The sequence below is a fragment of the Laspinema olomoucense D3b genome, assembly GCF_025370785.1.
GTDB lineage: Bacteria > Cyanobacteriota > Cyanobacteriia > Cyanobacteriales > Laspinemataceae > Laspinema > Laspinema olomoucense.
This window is the reverse complement of the sequence record NZ_JAMXFA010000005.1, coordinates 173,820-190,418: the sequence shown is the minus strand read 5'-3', so window position 1 is coordinate 190,418 and position 16,599 is coordinate 173,820. Positions and strand designations below refer to the sequence as shown.

17 protein-coding genes are annotated in these 16,599 nt (G+C 47.5%); 9 read left to right on the top strand and 8 right to left on the bottom strand.

All coding sequences use genetic code 11. The features are described 5' to 3' along the window. Positions 1–37: 37 nt before the first annotated feature. Both NG792_RS05350 and aroB read right to left on the bottom strand, forming a co-directional pair. Positions 38–487, bottom strand: a complete 450-nt coding sequence (locus NG792_RS05350; protein ID WP_261197444.1) for a tellurite resistance TerB family protein — start codon at positions 485–487, stop codon at positions 38–40. Between the two features lie 39 nt (positions 488–526). Then, entirely contained in the window at positions 527–1,621 is a 1,095-nt protein-coding gene (aroB, locus tag NG792_RS05345) for a 3-dehydroquinate synthase (protein WP_261197443.1), read from the bottom strand. A gap of 94 nt (positions 1,622–1,715) precedes the next feature. Here aroB and petL point away from each other — a divergent pair, with 94 nt between their 5' ends. Together petL and NG792_RS05335 are read left to right on the top strand one after the other, a co-directional pair. Then, positions 1,716–1,811 (top strand): cytochrome b6-f complex subunit PetL, encoded by a 96-nt coding sequence (gene petL / locus NG792_RS05340; RefSeq protein ID WP_261197442.1) that lies wholly within the window; start codon positions 1,716–1,718, stop codon positions 1,809–1,811. A gap of 419 nt (positions 1,812–2,230) precedes the next feature. Next, positions 2,231–3,586, top strand: a complete 1,356-nt coding sequence (locus NG792_RS05335) for an MFS transporter (RefSeq protein ID WP_261234777.1) — start codon at positions 2,231–2,233, stop codon at positions 3,584–3,586. Positions 3,587–3,599: 13 nt separating this feature from the next. On the opposite strand, the gene NG792_RS05330 is transcribed toward NG792_RS05335, so the two are convergent. The 3 genes from NG792_RS05330 to NG792_RS05320 form a co-directional block, all read right to left on the bottom strand. Further along, a complete protein-coding gene (locus NG792_RS05330) occupies positions 3,600–4,529 on the bottom strand; it encodes a glycine betaine ABC transporter substrate-binding protein (protein WP_261197440.1) in 930 nt (309 codons plus the stop codon). Further along, the gene (locus NG792_RS05325) at positions 4,526–5,158 is read right to left on the bottom strand and encodes an ABC transporter permease (RefSeq protein ID WP_261197439.1); all 633 of its coding nucleotides are present in this window, start codon (positions 5,156–5,158) and stop codon (positions 4,526–4,528) included. The genes NG792_RS05330 and NG792_RS05325 overlap by 4 nt, the downstream gene beginning before the upstream one ends. A 136-nt stretch (positions 5,159–5,294) precedes the next feature. Further along, entirely contained in the window at positions 5,295–6,077 is a 783-nt protein-coding gene (locus tag NG792_RS05320) for an ATP-binding cassette domain-containing protein (RefSeq protein WP_261197438.1), read from the bottom strand. A 234-nt stretch (positions 6,078–6,311) separates the two neighbouring features. Between NG792_RS05320 and NG792_RS05315 the strand changes: the two genes are divergently transcribed. The 3 genes from NG792_RS05315 (at position 6,312) to NG792_RS05305 (ending at position 11,073) form a co-directional block, all read left to right on the top strand. Next, a complete protein-coding gene (locus NG792_RS05315) occupies positions 6,312–6,470 on the top strand; it encodes a hypothetical protein (RefSeq protein ID WP_261197437.1) in 159 nt (52 codons plus the stop codon). 63 nt (positions 6,471–6,533) lie between these two features. Continuing rightward, positions 6,534–6,911, top strand: coding sequence for a response regulator (locus tag NG792_RS05310; RefSeq protein WP_015148449.1), 378 nt, complete (start codon positions 6,534–6,536; stop codon positions 6,909–6,911). A gap of 634 nt (positions 6,912–7,545) precedes the next feature. Further along, complete coding sequence (locus tag NG792_RS05305) at positions 7,546–11,073, top strand: PAS domain-containing sensor histidine kinase (RefSeq protein WP_261234776.1); 3,528 nt, start codon at positions 7,546–7,548, stop codon at positions 11,071–11,073. Between the two features lie 191 nt (positions 11,074–11,264). Here the strand turns inward: NG792_RS05305 and NG792_RS05300 are convergent, their stop codons facing one another. Next, a complete protein-coding gene (locus tag NG792_RS05300) occupies positions 11,265–11,423 on the bottom strand; it encodes a hypothetical protein (RefSeq protein WP_261234775.1) in 159 nt (52 codons plus the stop codon). Positions 11,424–11,575: 152 nt separating this feature from the next. Between NG792_RS05300 and NG792_RS05295 the strand changes: the two genes are divergently transcribed. From NG792_RS05295 to NG792_RS05285, 3 genes are all read left to right on the top strand, one after another. Continuing rightward, positions 11,576–12,640 carry an adenylate/guanylate cyclase domain-containing protein gene (locus tag NG792_RS05295; protein WP_261234774.1) on the top strand — a complete coding sequence of 355 codons (1,065 nt, stop codon included), beginning with the start codon at positions 11,576–11,578 and terminating at the stop codon, positions 12,638–12,640. Between the two features lie 526 nt (positions 12,641–13,166). Then, entirely contained in the window at positions 13,167–13,460 is a 294-nt protein-coding gene (gene clpS, locus NG792_RS05290) for an ATP-dependent Clp protease adapter ClpS (protein WP_317618941.1), read from the top strand. A 205-nt stretch (positions 13,461–13,665) separates the two neighbouring features. Further along, entirely contained in the window at positions 13,666–13,962 is a 297-nt protein-coding gene (locus NG792_RS05285; protein WP_261197433.1) for a DUF2103 domain-containing protein, read from the top strand. A 137-nt stretch (positions 13,963–14,099) separates the two neighbouring features. Here NG792_RS05285 and NG792_RS05280 read toward each other — a convergent pair whose 3' ends face one another. Continuing rightward, positions 14,100–14,597 carry a helix-turn-helix domain-containing protein gene (locus NG792_RS05280; RefSeq protein ID WP_261197432.1) on the bottom strand — a complete coding sequence of 166 codons (498 nt, stop codon included), beginning with the start codon at positions 14,595–14,597 and terminating at the stop codon, positions 14,100–14,102. 332 nt (positions 14,598–14,929) lie between these two features. Here NG792_RS05280 and xseB point away from each other — a divergent pair, with 332 nt between their 5' ends. Next, positions 14,930–15,190 (top strand): exodeoxyribonuclease VII small subunit, encoded by a 261-nt coding sequence (xseB, locus tag NG792_RS05275; protein ID WP_261197431.1) that lies wholly within the window; start codon positions 14,930–14,932, stop codon positions 15,188–15,190. Positions 15,191–15,294: 104 nt separating this feature from the next. On the opposite strand, the gene NG792_RS05270 is transcribed toward xseB, so the two are convergent. After that, positions 15,295–16,524: a DNA double-strand break repair nuclease NurA gene (locus tag NG792_RS05270; RefSeq protein WP_261197430.1), complete on the bottom strand. Its 1,230-nt coding sequence runs from the start codon at positions 16,522–16,524 to the stop codon at positions 15,295–15,297. Positions 16,525–16,599: the final 75 nt, after the last annotated feature.

Below are 16,599 nucleotides of genomic sequence, written 5' to 3'. Positions count from 1 at the left end.
CCCCGTCCCTAGGGACAGAGGACCCACAAAGCTTTAATTATTCCGATCGCCGATAATTGTCCCAAGCTTCAGCAATCAGTCGGGGTGCTGTTTCTGCCGGAATTTTCAGGGCGTGAGCCAGTTTATCCAAATAATGGGATTCTTCTGGCGTCACCTTCCCATCAACAATTGCAAAGGTGGCGGCTACGGCAAAGGCACCTTCAACCATATCATCGGGAAGAGCTTCAATGGCGGCATTAAACAAAGCCGAAGTCCCTTGACGGTCCCAAATTTTATCCACTTTGGCCGAAATTTTGGAGATATCTTCTACCTCATACCCCTTCATCGCCCCACTTGCCATCAACTGATGGAGTAACTCCGATTGTTGTTCAGACATTTCACCATCGGCATAAACCACAATCAGCGTAATGGCAAACAACGCTTCTACAGGCGTGAGTTTTTCCGTTGATTTGGCATAAGTTTGGAACAGTTTGTCATACTTGCTCATGGTATCCCCCTCTTGCGGACTCTCCAAGGTGAACCGGACTTACTGCATTTCCGGCAATATCTGACGAATCAAATCTGACGTCACGCGATCGCTCACAGTTGCCGCACCGATTTGCGTGGGTAACACAAACCGCACTTGTCCATCTTTCACTTTCTTATCCGTTTGCAGCGTGTCAATAATCTCCTCAAGATTCAATCCGTCCGGTAATTTCGTCGGTAACCCAGCTTTTTCAATCAAGGCAAACTGACGGCGATCGCACTCCTCATCCCAAAGTCCCAACGCCACCGCTAACCGCGATGCCGCCACCATCCCCACTGCCACTGCTTCCCCATGATTCATCCCTTTATAGTGAGTCAAACTTTCCACCGCATGACCTATCGTGTGACCATAATTCAGAATTGCCCGCAATCCTGCTTCTTTTTCATCTTTGCCCACCACATCCGCTTTACTTTGGCAAGAACGGGCGAGAATTTCTTCCAAAAATCCGGCATCTACATAACGCAACTGATCTAAGCGCTTTGCTTGTTCCATTTGGGTGAATAATTCCGAATCCCAAATCACCCCATATTTAATCACCTCGGCCATTCCGGCTCGAAATTCCCGGGCTGGGAGCGTTTTTAGCACCTCGGGGTCGATCGCCACCAACTGCGGTTGATAAAATGCCCCTATCAGATTTTTCCCCTGGGGATGATTCACCCCAGTTTTGCCCCCAATTGAAGCATCTACCATTGCTAACAGGGTGGTGGGGACTTGGACAAAATTAATCCCACGCAACCAAGTCGCCGCTGCAAATCCGGTCATATCTCCCACGACCCCACCACCTAAAGCAACCATTGTGGAGGACCGTTCTAGGCGCTGTTCCAGGGCCGCATCGTAAATTTTTTGGATGGATCGCAGGGTTTTGTATTGTTCTCCTGCCGTCAGGATGCAGGTAGAGACATCAAATCCCGCTGCGGTTAAGGAGGACCGGAGGCAGTCGCCATACCGTCGATCCACCACGGGGTTAGACACCACTAAGACTTTTTTCCCCAACTTTAAAGGCTGCATTTGCTCCCCGAGTTGATCTAAGGATTGAGGGGCGATCGCAATATCGTAAGAGTCCTGGGGCAGATTGACGCGGATAACAGACGGCATGGTAAACAACCCATTCACTAAACCTAGAGGGCTGTATTGTATCGCAAGCCATGATTCAATGGTGGGTAGCGATTTTAAATGGAGATACTTCTCAATGTCTGGAGTCCTTGCTTACGCTTTGATTGTCGGTGGAGCCTTCGTCAGTGCAGTCGTGATCATGTTTGGATTGCGTGCCGTCAAACTGATCTAATCCCCAATCCTGTTGCCAAAGACCTAACCCTACTCTTCAGCCCGCGCAGGCGGGCTTTGTCCGTGTAGCCCCACCCTTGAGGGTGCGGGTTTTTATTGGGAAAGCGCATACAACCCGCTACGGCGGGTTTTTTTGTGGTATCAGCCGGAAGGAGAGTGGCAGGTAAAAATGAGGCGATCGGCCCGGATGGAACCGAAACAAGATTGCAGATATTAAAAATAAACAAAAGATTAAAAAAGGGATCTCCAAGAGTCCGTATTTTTGCGGATACCTGATACACAGGCACTTTTAGCCCAATAGCTCCGTCGAATTAGAGTAGGTAATCATTCTAAATTTGCATCAATTTTATTTTTAATTTGCAAGTTTACTGGGGTGCAATTGGCTCGTTTTTTTCTAACCCTACAACCCATACCGATTCGATGAATCTTTCCTTAATCAACCCCTTCCGGTTATCACACCTCACGGTACCGCTTTGGTTTTTTGTCTTTGTTCCGTATAAATTAGGCGAAGCGTTATTAATTACCCTGCTGCCCTTATTTATCGTTCAAACCGTCAATGGTAGTGTCACCGATGTCGGACGAGTGCACTCCCTGACGTCTCTAGCTGGTGTCATTGCCTTTATTGTCTGGGGCAACCTTTCCGATCGCCTCAAACTGCGCCGACCCTTCCTCATCCTAGGATTTTGCGGGTTTGCCCTCTGTACCGCACTCACGGCGATCGCCCAGGGAATCGAGCAAGTCATGATATTCTGTACCCTGGGCGCATTTCTCATGGCCGCCATTACCCCAGTTGCCTCCGCCCTGGTCATCGATGGCAACCCCGAAGACCGATGGGCCAGTGCTTTTGGTAGATTTTATCAAATTTCCGGCTGGAGTTTTGTGGGGGGCGTTCTCTTGGGGGCCAGTTGGTTAGCCTTCATTCCCATCCACTGGACGAGTATGGGACTGCGATCGCTGTTAATCTTAGCCAGTTGTGCCGCTACAGTCAGCTTAATTCTCTGCTGCAAATGGGTAAAAGAACCCCGCAAGAGTTCACAACACCGCCAGTATCAGCCCGAGTTACATGACGTGATCTCTGTAGCAGTCATCGAAAGACGGGCAATGTTTTATTCCTCGCGAATGCTGTATTTTATCCTGCATCCGTCATGGGGCGTGAACCTGCTTCACAAACTCTCCCGTCCCCTGCTGCTTTACTATGCTTGTGCAGCGGTCTTTTTCTTTGCCGTGAATGTCGTTTTTGTCCCCTTTCCCATTTTTCTCACCACCCATTTAGGGGCAACCAATACCCAAGTTTTACTCATCACTATGGGTAAAGCGGCGATCGAGGCATTCTTTTATCTGCCAATGGCGCGTTTTGTCCAAAAACGCAAAGGGGTTCAGCTACAAGCTGGGGCGACTGCCATCCGAGTTGCTGTTTTCCTGATTTTCTCCCTCGTGGCGATCATGCCTGTCCATCCCCTGAGTTTGCCCATTGTTGGCGTGGCGCACCTCTTAACCGGGTTGACTTGGGCGGCAATTAGCATTTCTAGCACCACCATCGTTGCCACACTTGCCCCCAAAGGTCAGGAAGCGATCGCAATGGGTTCCTATAATTCCCTAATTGGAATTGCCACAATTATCGGCAGTTTAGTGGGCGGGATGATGGCTGTTTCTTATGGATACAGTGCTTGTTTCATCACAGGTGCAATCCTGATGGGTGTAACGGCAACCCGCTTATTTTGGATCGGGAGAATGCCGAACCTGATTCTCCAGAAACAGGGAAACCCGATTAAGTGAGTTTTTCCCCAGTCTATTCTGACTCATTCCCGGATTTCAATGACTCTTTAGATGCCAAAAACTCGCGCACTACTTCCTCATATCGGCGAAATTCCCCATCAACTTGATAATTCATTTGTTGCATTTCTGCTTCGGAAATTAATCCCGCCAGTTGGAGAATGGCCGATTCTAACTCGGGATATTTTTCCAAAGTCTCAGTCCGAATTATTGGGACGGCTTGATAAGGGGGAAAATATTTTTTATCATCTTCTAGCACCACTAATCCCAATTTGTCAATTAATCCATTAGTAGAATCTCCGGCAATTAAATCCACTTTTTTATAAACTAAGGCCCGATACATTAATCCTAAATCCATGACTTCGGGAGGGCGGGCAAAGGTTAACTGATAGGTGGCAGCCAAGCCAGGAAAACCATCTTCCCGACTCATAAATTCATAGCCAAATCCCGCTGTCCATTGGGGGGTATATTCAGCGGCATCGGAGAGAGTTTTTAAATTTAAGTTCCGCGCATCTTCTCCTCGGACCATGATGGCAAAGGTATTATTAAAGCCTAATGGAGGCATGACGGTTAAGTTAAATTGGTCTTGATAGGCTTGTTTAACGTTCTGGTAAACTGTTTCAGCGTCGGAAATGGGGGCTTGGTTTAAAATTGCTGTAAAAGCGGTGCCAGTATATTCCACATAAGCATCAATTTGTCCGGTTCTGAGGCCATCATGACAGAGGAATGTACCCCCTAAATTTAACTGGCGATCGACTGTTAAATCGGTTTGGGATTCTATTTGTTGGGCGAGGAGTTCACCGAGGATATTTTGCTCTGTGAAATTTTTAGAGCAAATCACAATATCAGCCCTTCTGCTGGGGCGGGAGTTGTCAGTTTTACATCCGGTAACGACCCCAAAACTGAGGGTACAAACTGCTACCAATAAAAAGTGTTTGGCGTTCATTTTTTGACCGTTAATTGATGTTCAAGCCAGCCGATCGCCCCATCGGCAATTAAGGCGATCGCCGCTGCGGGAACAGCCCCAGCTAAAATGAGTTGATTGTTCACCATCGAAATCCCTTGAAAAATCAACGCCCCCAATCCACCAGCCCCGATCGCCGCCGCAATAGTCGCCGTTCCCACCGAGATAGCCGTAGAAACTCGCACCCCAGCTAAAATCACCCCCATTGCCAAGGGAATTTCGACTTGAGAAAGCAATTGCCAATCGGTCATCCCCATTCCCCTTCCCGCCTCACGAATGGCTGGGTCTACCCCAATAATGCCTGTATAGGTATTCCGAATAATCGGTAATAAGGCATATAAAGTCAGGGCAAAGATGGCGGGAACTGCCCCAATTCCGCCAATAATGGGTACGGAAATTAAAAAGCCAAAGAGGGCTAAACTGGGAACCGTTTGCAGGATATTGGCAACGCCCAAAATTCCTGATGATAGCTGGGGTTTTCGGGTGATGAGAATGCCCAAAGGAATCCCGACAGTGGTGGCAATAGTAATGGCGATCGCCACTAAAAATAAATGTTCACCACTCCGACGTAAAATTTCTGGGCTATATCGAATCAGAAAAAACTCATCCATTATTCAGGCTGATAAAGTGGACAAAGATGGATTTATAGCGCAAGGGGTGATCAACCGGGTTTCTTGTCCCAATTGATGGCAATCACGGGCAAATCTACGCCAGAAACCCGGTTTCTGGTCCCCAGGATAGGAACGCCTAAAAATCAGCGGTTCCATTGTAGGTGGGAGTGGGGAGACAGCGGATAAAGGCTTGCGCCTCGGGATGTTCGGATTGCAAAAATTCGGACGGAGTGCCTAACAGGACCATTTTGCCATCCTGCATCAAGCCGATGCGGGTTGCCAAGCGCAAGGCTTCATGAATGTCATGGGTGACAAATATTACGGTTTTGCCAAGTTGCTGTTGCAGGTGTTTAAATTCCCGTTGGAGTTCCAGGCGGGTAATGGGGTCCACGGCCCCAAAGGGTTCATCCATGAGCAAAACGGGGGGATCAGCGGCTAGTGCACGGGCGACGCCGACCCGCTGGCGTTGACCCCCGGAGAGTTGGTGAGGGTAGCGGTTGAGGAAATGTTGGGGTTCTAAACCGACGAGTTCGAGGAGTTCGGTGACTCGGTTCTGGATGCGATCGCGGTCCCACCCCTGAAGAGACGGGACGAGACCTACATTTTTAGCAACGGTGAAATGGGGAAATAAACCGATGTCTTGAATGACATAGCCCATGCGTCGCCGTAACTGAATGGGGTCCCATTGAGTGGTGGGTTTGCCCTCGACGAGGACCTCGCCATTGGTGGGAATTCGGAGTGCATCCATCAGGGCGATCGTGGTGCTTTTGCCGCTGCCACTGCGTCCGATCAGCACTAAGGCTTCACCCCGGTTGACTTTAAAATTCAAATTGGAGACTAAATTGCGCTGATTCAGCCGAAAGGTGACATTCCAAAATTCTACAACTGAATCGTTAACAGGGGGATGTGGTAAGGACATAGATCGGTGGATCGGGGGATCGGTGGATCGAGGGTCGGGGTGGGGGAGAATTCCGGTCCGTTGAGTCAGTTCCGTTCGGTGACTTGTGGAAGAGTGGCGATCAAGTAAAGTAAATTAAGAAAGGCACTGGAGGAGGAGCGGATCGTTGTGACTGCAAAATCAGCTAGGGCAGTATTGTTGCAGAGGGAGATAGGTTTGTAAGTTTATAGAAAATGGGTCCTAGGCGGGAGATTGATGCCCAAATTAGGGTCGCGATCGTTAGGGGTTCAACAGAACAAGACGATCCATGCCAAACCGGGCATTCAGACTGACCCCGCTGAGATTTTAAGCCATTCGCGCCAAAAAGCAACCTTGGCGTTGAAACTGGGCAATAATATCGATGCGCGGAAATGAGCGTTATGCTACAAAGCCTTAAGGAAGGCGTACAGTAAGGGGAGCAAAGGGAACCCGAAAGCAATGCATAAGATCCTGTTGGTAGAAGATAATGAAATGAATCGGGATATGCTATTGCGTCGTCTGAAGCGTCGGGGCTATGAGGTCATCGTAGCCGTCGATGGCGGACAAGGCGTCACAATGGCTCATGCCGAAACACCTGACTTGATTTTGATGGATATGAGTTTGCCGGTACTGGATGGGTGGGAAGCAACCCGACGGATTAAAGCGGCACCGGATACTCAATGGATCCCGATTATTGCATTAACTGCTCATGCCATGTCTGGCGATCGCGAGAAATGTCTGGCGGCAGGATGCGATGATTATGACACCAAACCCGTGGAGTTTCCTCGGTTATTGGAGAAAATTCAGTTACATATTTCCAAGCAACCGACGGTTTAGGATGCTTCTGGCACTCCGATGGGGAATGGGGAGAATGGATGAGGAAAATTTTAAGGGTGCGATCGCCACGGGGTCAATTTCTTCCCTCTTGAACAGCAATCAAGGGAATTTCTTCTATCAGTCCACAAAAGTTTTGAGTGATATTTTTAAGTATTCCAAGTTCTCCAGGGGCGAACTGGGGATTTTTAATGGGGGGGATTTCTGGCTCAATCTTAAAATCAGGAGATCTGAATAAAAGGGCAGCCGATCGCCCTCATCTGTAAAACCTCGATTTTTCCCGCTGATTCATGCCTGACTCTTTGCCATTCGGGGTTATTTCTTGATTTTTTGGTTAATCTAAACCCTAATTTGAGTAAATATCTGTGATTCCTAAAATAAAGCGAAAACAAAGGAAAGAGAGGAAGTGAATCAATGATGCAAAGCACCTGCCGATTTGGGCCGAATTTTTGGTGCTCCGAAACGAAAATTTAAGTGCCACCCCTTGCCCTTCACTTCCTTAAGATCTCCCAGGATCGGGAATCAAAAATAGCGGTTAGGAAAGCAGTGGATAATATCCCGTTGATGACTAGACAGGAACTCTAAACAGAACAGTTCAAGTCAAACCCACCCTCTTCACCAAAGAGATCTCATCAAGATGCCTATTAATTTACCGGCCCCGAATTTGAAGCCCAACCCAGACGGGAACTCTAACCCTAAAAATCAGCGGGGTGGGCTGATTCAAGCTTACACCCTGGTGGGAATCCTCTTGGGTTGCACTATCCCATTGACTGCATGGATTCTAGATATGGTGATTCGAGATGTGGACTGGTCTTTAGGGGCGATCGCCCAGGTCCATCTCACCAATCCCCTCCACTGGATCCTAGACCTCAATCCCCTCGTCTTTGGCTGGATGGGGTGGACCTTGGGACAATTAAAAATCGCCCAGAAAACTACTCAGCCATTGCCTTTGCACCTCACTTCCCGGGAAAGGGAGGGCTACGGCGTCCCCGGGGTGGGGACCCCCACCGCAGACCAACTGGCACTTTACCTCAATCATCTGCCGATCGCCGTTATTGAATTCAACCTCAAGGGTGAGATTCAAACCTGGAATCCCACTGCCGAAACTCTCTTTGGCTATCACGCCAGGGAGGCGATCGCCTCCCCTCTACTCACGGCAATTATCTCGGAAAATGCCCTACCTGATTTCCGACGCCAGTGGAACCAGCTTTTAACCAACCCCTCTAAACAACGTTGGCGGTTAGAAAATCGCACCCGAGAGGGCAAAATCCTACCTTGTGAATGGAATCTCCTTCCCCTGCGAAATCCATCCGGGGAACTCATCGGAGTCGCCGCGTTAGTTTGTGAAATTACTCAGCAGGTGCAAACCGAAACGGCTTTAAGCACTAGCGAAGCCCGATTGCGCCGACTCTCCGAAGCCACCTTTGAAGGCATCATCATTCATAACCGAGGAAAAATTATCGATGTCAATCAAGCCCTCGTCAAAATGAGCGGCTACTCGGAAGCGGAGTTGATTGGCAAAAATGCCCTGAATTTTTTAACTCCAAACTCTAAAAAAATTGCTTTACAAATGATTAGCTTAGGGGATGAAACCCCTTATGAAGTAGAGCTTGTAAAAAAAGATGGCACAAATTTTTTCGTGGAAATTCAGGGGAAAGAAATTTTAAATTCTGGGACGGGAGTCCGAGTGGCAGCAGTCCGAGATATTAGCGATCGCAAGCGGTCCCAAGACCTGGAAAAATTGTTGATCGCCACAGTAACTGAAAATCAACGAACCCTAGCCACCCTGATGAGCAACCTCCCAGGCATGGTTTATCGCTGTAAAAATGACCGAAACTGGACAATGGAATTTGTCAGCGATGGATGTATCCAGTTAACCGGATATAATCCAGAAGAACTCATCGGTAATCACCAGTTTTCTTTTTCCAAAATCATCCATCCTGACGACCAAGACCAACTCTGGGAAAAGGTCCAATCCAGTTTACAAAACCAACAGCCTTTTGAATGCGCTTACCGCATCATCACTCGGACTAAAGAAATCAAATGGGTTTCGGAACAAGGACGAGGGATTTTTTCAGTTAATGGAGAATTATTTGCCCTAGAAGGTTACCTCACCGATATCACAGAACGCACCAAATCGGTAGAAGCCTTGCGTCAGAGTGAAGCCCGCTATCGCGCCATTTCTGAACTGGCTTCGGATTTTGTGTATTCCATGACCCTCAATGAGCAGGGTGAACCGATCGCCGAATGGGTCACTGAATCTTTTAAACGAATTACCGGCTATACCCGAGAAGAAATCAATCAAAAAGGCGGCTGGCATGGGGTGATTCATCCCGAGGATTTGCCCAAGTTTCGGCAATTTGAGCGAGAAATGTTGGGGGAAAATGGGGCAGTATTGGAATACCGAATTTTTACTAAATCTGGTGAAATTTGTTGGTTGCGCGATTCCGCCCGAACCGTTGATAATGAAGGGGAATCGTCTAAGAAGGTGTTGGGTTCGGTGCAGGATATTAGCGATCGCAAACGGTCGGAGTTCCAAATGTTACACGCCATGTCCTTATTGAGCAAAAGCGAAGCCAAAAATCGCGCCTTGCTCAATGCCATGCCTGATTTAATGTTCCGCTTTGATCGCAAAAAAACAATTCTGGACTTTAAACCTGTCAACGGCATCGATTTTGGCAATTTAACGGGCCATTTTTTAGGTAAAAAATTAAATGATTTATTGTCTGAAGAAGTCGTTTTTGATTGTATTGAAGCCTTGGAAAAAACTTTAGCAAGTCATGAAATTGAAATTTTTGAGTATGATTTAAAAATTAATGAAGAGGTTTTTAGCTATGAAAGCCGGGTTGTAGCCAGTGGAGAGCAGGAAGCCTTGGCGATCGTCCGAGATATTACCGCCCGCAAGCGCGCAGAAGCGGAAAAACTGCAATTAATCACCTCTTTGCAAGAAAGCGAAGAAAAATATCGGTCTGTAGTAAATACGGTTCAAGAAGTCATTTTTCAAACCGATCCCCAGGGATGCTGGACCTTCCTCAATCCAGCTTGGACCGAAATCTCAGGATACAGTATCGAAGAAACTCTCGGGACGCCGTTTTTAAACTATATTCATCCCGACAATTACCCCGAGACTCAACAAAAATTCCAGAAATTGGTTCAGCGGCAGCTTGACATTTGCCGCCATGAGGTCTGTTATCTGACTAAGACAGGCGATCGCCGCTGGATGGATGTTTATGCCAGACTGCGACTCTCTCCCGATGGCACAATTATCGGTCTGGCGGGAACTCTCAACGATATCAGCGATCGCAAAAAAGTCTCCCAGCAATTGCAAGAAGCCAAAGCCGCCGCCGAAGCTGCAAACCGTGCTAAAAGTGCCTTTCTGGCTAACATGAGCCACGAACTGCGAACCCCCCTCAATGCCATTATCGGCTACAGCGAAATTCTCCTCGAAGAATCCGAAGATTTAGGGTCTGAAGAATTCATCCCGGATTTGCAAAGAATCCAAATTGCCGGGAGACACTTACTCTCCCTGATTAACGATATTTTAGACATTTCCAAAATCGAAGCAGGTAAGATGGAACTCTATTTAGAAACCTTCGAGATCCCAACCCTACTTGATAATGTCATCGCCACCGCCAAACCTCTGATTCAAAAAAATAACAATACATTTGAATCAATCTGTCCGCCTGATATCGGAACCTTATATGCAGACTTGACAAAAATCCGACAAGTGTTATTAAACCTATTGAGTAATGCCGCTAAATTCACCACCCAAGGAACCATTACCTTTGAGGTCTCTCGGGACCTCTGCTGGATTCCTCAGTCCCCTGTGAACTCATCTCTCGGGGAGTCTGGGGAGGCGATGAGGAAGGATTCTATTTCCCCTGTCAACGGTGACCCGCTGGGGCCTCCGTCTCCCTGTATTGTCTTTCGGGTGACAGATACAGGGATTGGCATGAGTCCGGAACAAATGAATCAAATTTTTAACGCTTTTACCCAAGCAGACCCTTCTACAACGCGCAAGTATGGAGGTACGGGTTTAGGATTAGCTATTTCTCAGCGATTCTGCGAGATGATGGGAGGTGACATCTCCGTTACCAGTGAAGTGGGAGTGGGCTCCACTTTTACCGTCCGTCTCCGGACTGTCCCAGTTCAGCCTCACCCCTAATGCTCAAACGAGGCATTTTCCCTGGGAAATTCTCTGTCCGTGGGATAGAACCTTTAAGAAATAGGTAGAATCCTAGGAAGTTTTCCTCTGTCCACGCTATGAAGCAGAATCACTTGCACCACGGGGAGAGAGCAAACGCCATCAGGGGTTGATTTGCTCCTTCACTCTCAGTAAACCCAGCTATGCGGACACTAATGCCATGATGCGATCGCCCAAAACTCCTCTAATACTCCCCTCGGTTCTCGTTTGTCTGTGTAGCTGCACCCAGTCGGGTACAGCGACACAGACAAAGCCCCGATGAAAAGGGCTAACCTCAAAACAGAACTTTGACCCCCGGATTTGGTATCCATAGGTTCTATCTCCTAGGGGATCTCCATGATCCCACGGCTAACGGAACCCCATCGTCTCCTAGAGGCGATCGCCCGTTCCGAGACGGGTTAACCCCATTAAACCCCTGCCCGATTGCTATTTCGAGCCTGCTAGATTTTAAAGAGTCGATGCCATGAACCTTGACCAAGCCTCGGTGCTGGTAGTTGATGATGTTGAAGCCAACCGCGATCTCCTCTGCCGCCGCTTGAAGCGGCAAGGCTACCACGTCAAAATTGCAGAAGATGGTCTGAAGGCACTCGAATTAATCCGAGCGGAACCCTTCGATCTCGTGCTACTGGATATTATGATGCCCCATCTTAATGGCTATCAAGTCTTAGAGGAAATTAAGGCCGATTCCAGTCTGCGCCATATCCCGGTGATTATGATTTCCGCTGTGGATGATATTGATAGTGTGGTCAAATGCATTGAGTTAGGTGCAGAAGACTATCTCTCTAAACCGTTTAATCCGGTCCTGTTAAAAGCTCGGATTAGTGCCTCTTTGGAGAAAAAACGCCTGCGAGACCAAGAACAAGCGGTTTTACAAAAATTACAAGATGAACAGGCTAAATCTGAACTCCTCTTGTTGAATATTTTACCCAAACCCATTGCCGAACGCCTGAAGGCGGGGGAACGGACGATCGCTGATAATTTTTCCGATGTCACCGTTTTATTTGCAGATATTGTCGGCTTTTCCCAGCTTTCTTCTCATTTATCTCCCCCGGAATTGGTGGAATTTCTTAACCATATTTTCTCGTTGTTTGATGAGTTGGCGGATAAATATGGGTTGGAAAAAATTAAAACCATTGGCGATGCTTATATGGTGGTCGGGGGTTTACCCATGCCTAGGCCGGACCATGCTCAGGCGATCGCCCAAATGGCTCTCGATATGCTCGACGCTACGACCCAATTAAGGACGAATCATGGCGAAACCATCGCCATGCGGATCGGCATCAGTACCGGCCCGGTGGAAGCTGGAGTAATTGGAACTAAAAAGTTTAGTTATGACTTATGGGGGGATACGGTTAATACAGCTTCAAGAATGGAATCTCATGGCATTCCTGGACGGATTCAAGTGACGACTTCGACTTATAAATGTCTGGCTGATGATTTTGTATTTGAAAACCGGGGCCTAATTCCCGTCAAAGGCAAAGGAGAAATGTTGACCTATCTCCTGATGGGTAAAAAACCTATTGTTTAGTTTAATTCTAGCTGATAATTATTTAAAAACCCTCGGGTTTTTCTATGTTTTAAAGCAGTGAATCAAAGCCCGGAATCCATCCGGTTCCTCTCCCGGATGACGGCACGCTCCCGGGTGAGATGCTCCTGTTTTTGACCTCAATCGGTTAAAGGGGCGATTGACGGATTACCCTTGGTTGGAGGGTTGCGCAATTGGCGATCGCCTCCCAAACCACAACCTCCGGAGCCAAGGATCGCCCTGCTTGTTTCCATTCCCGAACATCCCGGACAGTCTGCGGTTTCCCTAAACTTAGGGCAATGATTCCGGCGGGTGGAGGGGCGATCGGCCCTTAACCGGACTTTTATCCCCCAGGGGTAAAAATTAGCCCCGCCCTTGACAATTTATGACCCATCCCGACTCAATGGATTGATGATCCGTCAGTTCCTTGTTAAACTAACCACAGAATCACTGTACAGAACTATTATTGTTAACTTAATTCGGTAAGGCTAAGGCTATGACTAGGGGACTTTCAGTAAAAATTCGATCAATGGCGACAGCGCCCACTATTGCGCCGGACCAAGTTGGTCAAGTTACCCGACAACCGTACCCGAATTATAAAGTAATCGTGCTAAACGATGATTTTAATACGTTTCAGCACGTTTCTTCCTGCTTAATGAAGTACATTCCCAACATGACGAGCGATCGCGCTTGGGAACTCACCAATCAAGTTCACTTTGAAGGACAAGCCACAGTCTGGGTGGGTCCACTAGAGCAAGCTGAATTGTACCACCAGCAACTTAGCCGCGCTGGATTAACGATGGCTCCTTTAGAAAAAGCCTAATCCCGTTAAAAAATCCGGCATCCAAGCTGAGGGTTCAAAATTAGGGTTTCACGGTTTACCCTTAAGATGAACCAGTAGGTTGCATACTGTAAGCTACAGGCGCGAAATTTCTCGTCTAGGGTATCCGAGCTGATTTCCAGGCTGTACCAGCCTTTGATTGGTTCCCCCATATCAAGAAAACACTATTCTATTTGGTAAACATCTCATGGGAAAACCTTCTAGCGGTCGCTTGGTTCTGAATCACTCCACTCATATTCCTGGTTTAATCGCCATCCTGGAAAAGTTAACGGGTTGCCTCGGCATTCAAACCATTACTCCCGGGGTAATTGGTCGCGCCAAAGGTCACTGTCCTCAGATGAAGTTAAAGATATCGGTTCCTATTTTGGGCGGATATAAGGTGATTGCCAGACAGGGAAAAACGGTGCAAGAAGTCTTTATCATTACGGAATTAAGTCAACCGGACCTAGAAGGGGCGATCGCTTCATGCTTGGCAAAAAAATAGCCCCGGGGTCTGATGCGACAAAACCCGATTCCCTGATGATTAGGGTTAAGGCCCCCTTCTCCCGCCAAATTTATAAGAATTAAGATTCAATGCTTTGAAACAAGTTACTGTTCTTCAGATACTCAACCCAATGCGTATCACTTCTCAAGGAACAGTTGCGGTTCTTCTATCCCACTATTTTTTCTGAGTCTTTTTGGGGTTTTAGACCCTTTTATTTGGGCCTTCAGCTTCTGATGCACTGCTCTATAAACTACATGATAGCTAACATCCACTCCACATTCTTCTTTTAACCAAGTTTGAATCTCTCCATAACTCTTAAATCCCTTATTTTCTTCTAAATATTGCTTTAATTTACCCATTGCTGCTGAGGGAATAGTGGTAGTTTTACCTGGGCTTTTATAGGGTTTGAGTAATCCCTCTAATCCCTCATGTTTGTACTTCTGAAACCAGCGATAAATTGTTGAAGGGTCTCTGACTAAAACTGAAGATAACTCTTGCAAAGTACAGAGAGTTCCTGTTTTCAGTAAGTACAAAGCTTGCAGTCTTTCTTTCATTTGGACACTGGTCTGCCTGTCTAGCAGTTGTTTCAGTTCTTCTGCAGATTCCTTAATTTCTAGGTTGAGAGTTCGTGCCATTTGTATAAATTTCTCGCTTCAGCCCCATTCCGTTGATTTCATGGGTTAATTTCATGCACAGGCAGCATAAAAATTTTTGATTCCACCCTAGCCTACCCAAAGTGGATCGTCAAGAGGTCCCTATGAATTAAGAGCGGGTAACCTTTTTTAATTTAGAGGGTAAAATCTGCTCTTAAACCGGGCAAATTAAGTATATATAACTAAATAATTGACCATTTTCGAGATAAAATTTACCAACAACGGGTATAAAATTGGCCCATTGCTCGCACTTCACCCAGAGATCTATTAAAATTAAGCAGATTTTATTAACAGTCCCTTCAGACGAACAGATAATGAGCAATTCAGGGCGGGTTCCGACTTCTAAGAACAAGGGTTTTACCCCCGAACCAGACTGGAACTATGAGGCAACGGTGGCTCAAATTGAAGCGATCGTTGAACGAGTCGAATCGGGGGAATTGGAATTAGCTGAGGTTTTCGACCAATTCACCACCGCAGTTGAGTATCTGCGGCAGTGCGAATCGTTCCTCTCTCAACGACAGCAACAGGTCAATTTATTACTGGAAACTCTGGATGAGGGGAGTTTTGAGTTTTGAACGTCTGTAGAGCAATGGAGGGAGATCTTCCAAAGGTGTGTGACTGGACTCTGTAGCCCAGTCACGAGGAATTCATGGTGGGGCTTTCATGCTGAATCCTTCTTTTAAGCAATACTGCCGCGTTTGCGGGTTTCTTTGTAGGAGGTGCCGACATTTTGCAACCCGGCTTTAATCATTTGTTGTTCCAAAAGGGCAAAGAAACGAGCGCGATCGCCTCCCCGAACCACCGCTTGATTGTGGGCCTCCGCTAACACCACGGGATAGCCATACCCTTTTTGCACTTGGGACAAAACCATACTTAAAGCCATGTTTAACAACGATGGATCTTTGGCAACCCAGGCAGGCATATCAATTCGGGCAATTTCTGGCCCCACATGAAGGTAACAGAAATAAACTTGATGTTCCGGGGGATATAAATCCAAAATCCGCGAACAACTGCGCCACAGGGGACTGCGTTGTCCCGGTTCGAGTACAGAGGCCCATAATGTGGTATCCCGCAAGGGATCAAAGACTTGGCAGGGAGCTTTTTGGTCGTAGGGACGCAGGACAGAATCAGCCTCGATGGGACAATGGCTAAAACAGTCGGGGTGGGGATGGGGACAGGCGGCTAACCTTAAGAAGCTGAGAGATTCGCTGCTGCGGGAGGCACTGATATAACCCACAATCGGGACCTTGACTTGCCGCATTTTTTCCCAAGCTTCTAAAATGGCCCCGAGGATGAGCTGACGCGCATCGGTGGGTAGGGGTTCGAGAAACCAGTAAATCAAGGCTCCATCGACCATGCCTAAAATCGGCGCTTCTGGATGAGCAATTTGACCGCTGCCTGGGGTTCGCAAGGCAAGGGCTAAATCGGCTAGGGCGATCGCCTCGGAAACCCCCCGTCGATAACCCATCCATTCTTCGGTTTTAATCCCCCATTGCCGCGAAATATACAGGTCCTCGGGTTTATAAAACACCTCCGGCAGACTATCTAACAGAGGGAGGCGACTTTGACCATAATGGAGAATCACTCGCCCGACATTAATTAAGTAACAGTAAGCAATTTCATGATGGGAGGGTGCAATCTGAGACCCATCCGTCGCGATCACGGTTTGGACGTTGGGGGGAGTAGGGATATAGGGGGTAAAGTCCAGGGGTTCTGCCGGGATAGCAACGGGAAATCCCATGCGATCGCGCCAAATTTCTCGTTCCTGAATCAAATGCTCTTGGTCTGAGTGAGCTTTTTTCCGCAATTTTTGGGCGACTTCCAACCGCTGACGGGATTGTTCCGCTTCTTTGGAAAGATGTTCGCTGATTCCCTGCATTTGCCTTGCGATTTTGGTCAGATCTAGCATCCGTTCCCCCTGGGTATGAAATAGCCCGTTGTTGCTTTTGCTGTATTTATTTTATAGCCCAGGGCCGGACCCTTC